This window comes from Ferrovibrio sp., from assembly GCF_036381655.1.
Classification (GTDB): domain Bacteria; phylum Pseudomonadota; class Alphaproteobacteria; order Ferrovibrionales; family Ferrovibrionaceae; genus Ferrovibrio.
In genome coordinates this window covers 1-4,584 of the sequence record NZ_DASVCJ010000067.1, presented here as the reverse complement: position 1 = coordinate 4,584, position 4,584 = coordinate 1, and the positions used below count along the sequence as shown (strand labels likewise).

The following is a 4,584-nucleotide window of genomic DNA, read 5'->3' as shown; positions in this document are numbered from 1 at the left end:
TCGCTTTTTCGAGATACTCGGCGAATTCGCGCAGGTCTTTCCGCAGGCGCACGATGCCGTTGCGCGGGTCGTCCGCCATGCCGGCGTCCACGCTCATGTCGAAGACCGGCCCCAAGGCGGCGTCGGCCCGCTCAAGGGCGGCGATGGCGCGCTTGACCGCCGCGGCGTTCGTCTTGCTCATTGCAGCGCACTCCGCGGTTCGGCCTGCGCCACGGCGCAGACGAAGGCGCGCTGACGCTTCGAAAGGCCGGCGATGTTCGGCATGGATCTCTGGCGGCGATGCAAAAGCGCGATCAAGAACCGGATCATCGGCGCGCCCTCGCTCGTTGGGCGAGCCCGGCGTCCCGGAAGGCAATGAGGCCGCCGACCAGAAGGAAGGCGCCCAAGCATCCCTTCCACCATCCGTCGCCAAGGAACAGCCAGGCGCCAACATCCGAGACGCCCAGGGCGACCAACATCGCGGCGACGATGCGTTCCGACCGCATCAGGCGCCGCCCGCCATCACGCAGGCCGCCGGAAAGCCGGCGACCAGCACCCAAGCCCAAAAGGCCGAGAACCGCGAAACGATCCAGACGATCCCGGCCCAGCCGGCGATCGAAAGGCCGGCCATCACGGCGAAGGCAACCGGCCGGGGCCACCGATCGGAGCGGCGGCGCGGCGCGGCGAATGGAAGGTGCCCTGTCCGAACCTTCATCGCGTCCTCCATGGCTTAGAGCCCTTCGCGAAGCCGCATCGCGGCCTCGTAGAGGTCCACCGCCCGCTTCAGGCAATAGAGGTATTTGGCCCGGTCGTATGCGTGCCCGGCCGGGTCGTAGCGGAGCCGTTGCTCCATGAGGGCGTTGGCTTCCTCTTCGAGGCGCCGGATACGCGCGCCGAGCGATAGCACCGGCGTCTCGGTCAGGTAGGGCGAGACGAAGGACTCCCGATCGTCTGTCATCGGCCGAGTCCCTCTTTCCGGTTGCGTGCGTTCGGCAAGCGGCATGTTCGACTCCCCGCCCCGGGCGCCCGCCGGCGGAAGGAGCCGAAGGCCGGCGGGCGGTCCATCGGTGGTCAACAGGGGCGAGCGTCCGATGGACAGCCGAAAGTGTAGGAACGCGCCTATCCTATGTCAATAGGCATCTTCCTACATTGCTGACGGAAAAGGCCGCCCGCTCCTATCGAGCGGCCTTTCCCTTTTGCCGAAGTATTATCGGGCCTCTATAGCCCCTATGACGCGATAGAGGTTCGCGACCTTGTCCGCCGGGAGGGTCACCACCTCGTGCGGGTTGAGCTGCTCGATCTGGATTTGGGAATTTTTGCGGCGCACGAACCGCCGAACGACGGCGGTCCCATCCTTGAACTCCACGGCGACGTAGTGGCCCTCGCGGACCGGAAGAGCCGGGTTCACCCAGCAAAGGTCGCCGTGCTCATAGCGCGGCGACATGGCGTCGCCGACGTTGAATAGCCCGAAGGCACCCTTGACGCCCACCAATTCGGGAGGGCGGAAGGTCATGGCTACTACATGCGTTAGATCCACCATTGCGTCATATATTCCCCCCTTTATGGCCCCATAGACCGGCAGGTCTCGAAGGCCGGGATAGATCGGAATTTGACGCAAAATAGCTCTTTCGCCAACGCCCGGAGGCAAACCTTCCCCCGCCTGATATGTGAACTCCCCGGCCGTTTCGGCTTCGGGCGCCGGCCTGGCTCGCAGATCGTCGGGCGAAACTCCGATTAGCGCGGCGAGCGCCACGCGGGCTCGCTCGTCCAATTCCGCCGGCACGCCGCGCCGGATGAACTGCTGAAGGTAGGCGTGATTCCGCCCGATGCGGAGGGAAGCCTCTCGCATCGTGAGGCCGATTTGACGCAGCCGCCGGACGATCAAATCGCGCACTGGGTCCATGGCGATTACCTACAGGCGCCCGCCCGATCGGGCGAGTAGGAATTGTCCGCTTGACAGGTAGGATGTTGCCTACCTACTTTATCGGCATGTTCACGCACGCGCACTTCCTCGGGATCGTCGAGGCCTATCTCGAGCGATCCGGCATGAAGCCGGCCACGTTCGGCCGCAAGGCCGTTGGCGATCCAACATTCGTCTTCGACATCCGGCGGGGCCGGTCGCCGTCGCTGGCCGTGGTCGAACGGGTGCAGCGCTTCATTGCGGACAATCCGCCGCCCGGCGACAGGGCCCCCCGCCCCGCCGCATCGCCGGCGCCCGAGGCGGCGTGATGCGATCCCCCGGCGCCACATACACCGGGGCTGGCTCGCGCCACGCGGCGAGCCGGGGGCTGACGGGGCCGGCCACGATGCCACTCCTGCCGGCCGGCCCCGTCTCGGTTTGCGCCCGATCAGCCGTGGCATCGGCTGGACCCGGGCAAGAACGAGTTCCTTCGTCATCGTCATCCAATTCATGTCGCGCCCCCGCTGCCACGAGCTATGCGGAGACGCCACCCATGTCCTTTAGCGAATCGCGAAGGAACTTGCAGTTGCATGGTAAAGGCGCCCGCAGCTTCGGCGAACGGTTCGCCGACGCGCTGCGCCGGCGCCTTCACCCCAACACCACCCTGACGGTTCAACGGCTGGCCGGGCTCTTCCGGTTGTCCGAACGGACGATCTGGATGTGGCTCAGCGGCAACGGCTGCCGCGGCGAGCATCTGGCGGCGGCGATCGGCCTGTTCGGCATCGGTTTCGCCGAAGAGGTCTGTGGACCGGCCCCCCGGCATCCCGACGACGAAACCGAGCGGCTCTTGGTCCGGATGGAAACCGAACTGGCGCGCATTCGCGCGGAAAGGAGTCAGCGGGCATGACCGTGTTGGAGTGGATCGGAGCCGGCCTCTTTCTCGTTGTCGGCGGGGCCTGCGCCCTCGTGGCCGTCGGAGCGGCGGTGAGCTGCGTCATCTCCGAGATCCGCATCAAGCGGATGCTTCGGGATCACAACGACGAGTTGGCGAGGCGGTGATGGTGCGACCGAAGGTCCTGCCGATCCTGCTCGGTCAGCAGATTGGGTTGAGCCTGGCGCTCGCCGCCGCCCGCGCGGCGCCCGTGCGCCCCGGCCCGCCGCCAGGGCGCAGCCGCCGTCGCAAGGCGAAGGCCGTCGCGGTGCCGAAGGCGGTGCCCGAGCCGAAGTTCGCCGCAGCCGTCAACAAGCTGACCGGCTGGCAGCGCAACCAGTGGGCGCGGGCCGGATACCCCGGCCTTGCCGACAAGGATCCGAAGCCGGTCCGCAAGTTCGCGCGGATGAAGCGAAAGAGATAGCGAGCCACCGCCCGCCGGAGCGGGGCCTAGCCGACCGGGCCGAATCCGGCCGTTTCCTCCCTGAACCTGCCCCGGCCGGGCCGGCCGGTCGGGGCGCATCTTTAGGAGCGACGGATGCCACGGAAGCGGAAGCAGAGCGCCCCGAACATCGAAGCCGCGGAGGCGGCGATCGGTGCCGGCGGCGCGACCGAGAGCGCCAATCGCGCGCACAACGCGAAGGCGCGGGGCGAAGTCATCAAGCAGTCCTTCGAACGGATGTACCAGATCGACCGCGAAATTCACGAGCTGATCGAATCGAGCGGCATCAGGGATCTCCGCGCCGAGAAGTCGGACATCAAGAAACGGCTTCGCGAAGACTTCAACATGCCGAACGCGATCGTGATGGCCCGCTATACGGGCTATCGCATGGAGCGGGCGGCCGAGGAAGCGTCCGACGAGATTACCATGGACGCGATCCGCGAGCTTTACGCCACGGTGCCCGTGGGCCGCACGCCCGACTTCGGCGACGCGGCCGGGTGGCCTCGCCATACCAACGACGGCAACGGCAACGCCGCCGATCGGGAAGCCGAATCCATCGAAGCGAAGACCGCCCGCGCCGCCGGCCGGGAAGCCGGACGGTCCGGACACGCGGCGATCGTGAACCCGCATCCCGCCGGCTCGGAACTCCACAGCGCGTGGCTGTCCGGCTGGAAGGAAGGGCAGGCCGAGCTCGCCGAAGACATGGGGCCGAACGGATCGGCGCCGCCGCCCGATCCGTCCGAGCGGCGCCCGGTGGGGCACAAGGCGCAACCGGCCACCACGTAGCGTCCGATGGCGCGCGTCGGTTTCTTCGATCTGTCATCGACGAGCGGCGCGGCCTTCGACGCGCCGGATGGGCAGCGGCCCGTGCTCGCCACCTATGTCGGCCGAGTCCTTGTCCCGGGCGAGTTCGGGCCGCTGTTCACCGGCTTCCGCCGCTGGATGATCGACCTCATCGTCTTGCACAAGCCGACGCACATCGGCGTCGAGGCGCCGTGGATTCCATCCGGCAATCGCAAGCCCAGCCGCTTCACGGCGCCGGACGTGATGTACATGCTCATTAGCCTGGCCGGGATTGCGAATCAGGTCGCGGACGAAGCCGGGCTCATATTCTTCAAGGCCGAGCCGTCAACCATCCGCAAGCATTTCACCGGGCGCGGCCGTTGGGGCAGCCGCACGGAAGCGAAGCGGGCGGTGATCCGTCAATGCCACATGCTCGGGTGGCGCGTCCGCAACGACCACGAGGCCGACGCCGCCGCGGGCTGGGCCTGGAAGAAGGCCGAACTCGATCCGGGCTTTTCCTACCGCACAACACCGCTGTTCGGGAGGGCC

The 4,584-nt window shown here is 67.4% G+C and carries 10 protein-coding genes; 6 read left to right on the top strand and 4 right to left on the bottom strand.

The annotated features are described in order from the left end of the window. From VF194_RS15165 to VF194_RS15150, 4 genes are all read right to left on the bottom strand, one after another. Nucleotides 1-181, bottom strand: a 181-nt coding sequence (locus VF194_RS15165) for a hypothetical protein (RefSeq protein ID WP_330892026.1), incomplete at its 3' end; no start/stop codon positions are given. Nucleotides 182-484: 303 nt separating this feature from the next. Next, the gene (locus tag VF194_RS15160; RefSeq protein WP_330892025.1) at nt 485-694 is read right to left on the bottom strand and encodes a hypothetical protein; all 210 of its coding nucleotides are present in this window, start codon (nt 692-694) and stop codon (nt 485-487) included. Nucleotides 695-709: 15 nt separating this feature from the next. Then, the gene (locus VF194_RS15155) at nt 710-982 is read right to left on the bottom strand and encodes a hypothetical protein (protein ID WP_330892024.1); all 273 of its coding nucleotides are present in this window, start codon (nt 980-982) and stop codon (nt 710-712) included. A 204-nt stretch (nt 983-1,186) separates the two neighbouring features. After that, complete coding sequence (locus tag VF194_RS15150) at nt 1,187-1,882, bottom strand: S24 family peptidase (RefSeq protein WP_330892023.1); 696 nt, start codon at nt 1,880-1,882, stop codon at nt 1,187-1,189. Between the two features lie 62 nt (nt 1,883-1,944). Here VF194_RS15150 and VF194_RS15145 point away from each other — a divergent pair, with 62 nt between their 5' ends. The 6 genes from VF194_RS15145 to VF194_RS15120 form a co-directional block, all read left to right on the top strand. Then, the gene (locus VF194_RS15145) at nt 1,945-2,208 is read left to right on the top strand and encodes a hypothetical protein (RefSeq protein ID WP_330892022.1); all 264 of its coding nucleotides are present in this window, start codon (nt 1,945-1,947) and stop codon (nt 2,206-2,208) included. A gap of 257 nt (nt 2,209-2,465) precedes the next feature. Further along, nucleotides 2,466-2,786, top strand: coding sequence for a hypothetical protein (locus VF194_RS15140; RefSeq protein ID WP_330892021.1), 321 nt, complete (start codon nt 2,466-2,468; stop codon nt 2,784-2,786). Beyond that, complete coding sequence (locus VF194_RS15135; RefSeq protein ID WP_330892020.1) at nt 2,783-2,938, top strand: hypothetical protein; 156 nt, start codon at nt 2,783-2,785, stop codon at nt 2,936-2,938. The genes VF194_RS15140 and VF194_RS15135 overlap by 4 nt, the downstream gene beginning before the upstream one ends. Next, nucleotides 2,938-3,234 carry a hypothetical protein gene (locus VF194_RS15130; protein WP_330892019.1) on the top strand — a complete coding sequence of 99 codons (297 nt, stop codon included), beginning with the start codon at nt 2,938-2,940 and terminating at the stop codon, nt 3,232-3,234. Before VF194_RS15135 ends, VF194_RS15130 begins: the two co-directional genes overlap by 1 nt. Nucleotides 3,235-3,348: 114 nt before the next feature. Next, entirely contained in the window at nt 3,349-4,038 is a 690-nt protein-coding gene (locus VF194_RS15125) for a ribosome modulation factor (RefSeq protein WP_330892018.1), read from the top strand. A 6-nt stretch (nt 4,039-4,044) separates the two neighbouring features. Next, a partial coding sequence (locus VF194_RS15120) for a hypothetical protein (RefSeq protein WP_330892017.1) occupies nt 4,045-4,584 on the top strand: 540 nt, incomplete at its 3' end.